Below are 1,156 nucleotides of genomic sequence, written 5' to 3' on the forward strand. Positions count from 1 at the left end.
AGCTGAGTTGCCTGCTGATATCGAGTGGGTTTCAAATAATAATGAGCCGTTATTTGCTTCGGAAGAAGCCGTTTATGGTGGAACTTACCGCACTTACATCGAAAGTTTCCCACAGACATTACGTAGTGTTGGCCCGGATGCTAACTCTGGATTGCGTCAATATTTGATGGATGGCACGCCCAAAATGGCTCAACGTCACCCAAATACGGGTAAGTGGATTCCTCAATTGGCTAAGTCATGGGCATTTGGTGAAGATAATAAAACGGTTTATTTTAAGCTTGATGACACTGCGAAATGGTCTGATGGTGAGAAGATCACGGCCGATGATTATGTCTTCATGATGCAATACTACACCTCAAAAGACATTATTGACCCTTGGTACAATGACTTTTTTACCAACAGCATTGTTAGCGTGGAAAAAATTGATGGTTACACCATCCGTGTTAATTTAGCGGTTGCACAGAGTCATGATTCTCTGATGGTCATGATTAATATGCCAAGCAATGGCTTCCAACCTCGTCCAAAACACTTTTTCAAAGGTGAGAAGGATGAAAACAACGATGGCATGCCGGATAACTTTGTACGTAAATTCAACTTCAAAGCTGAACCAACGGCAGCACCATACTACCTAGATAAGGTTAAAAAAGGGAAAAGTGTTACCTTTAAGCATGTTGGTGAAGATTGGTGGGGCTACAACAATCGTTACTACAAGAACCGTTATAACGTAGAGAAAGTGCGTATCACAGTTATTCGCGATCCTGACATTGCGATGAAGCACTTCGAAAAAGGTAAGTTGGACGCATTTGGATTGGTTTTGCCAAGTTTATGGCATGACAAATCCAATACTGCCCCTTATCAAAAGGGTTACATTGAGAAGTTCTGGGGTTACAACCAATATCCAGTTGGTGCTGGTGGCGTTTGGATAAACACGGCCATGCCTCTACTTGATGACTTAAACATTCGCAAAGGGATTACTTACGCGACAGATTTCGACGGCATGATCGAGAATGTTATGCGTGGAGACTACAGTCGTAAACCCAACCCAACGGGCTTTGGGCATGGTAAGTACACGTTACCAGATGTGACAGCGCCAAAGTTTGAACCAGAAAAAGCGGCGGCAGCGTTTGAAGCTGCGGGCTTCGATAAGATTGGTTCC

At 43.5% G+C, this 1,156-nt stretch carries 1 protein-coding gene; it reads left to right on the forward strand.

Annotated elements, in window-relative coordinates; genetic code table 11:
- The coding region (locus R8N47_RS23590) for an ABC transporter substrate-binding protein (protein ID WP_318185901.1) at positions 1 to 1,156 on the forward strand (1,156 nt) is incomplete at both ends.

The organism is Vibrio sp. 2132-1, from assembly GCF_033344315.1.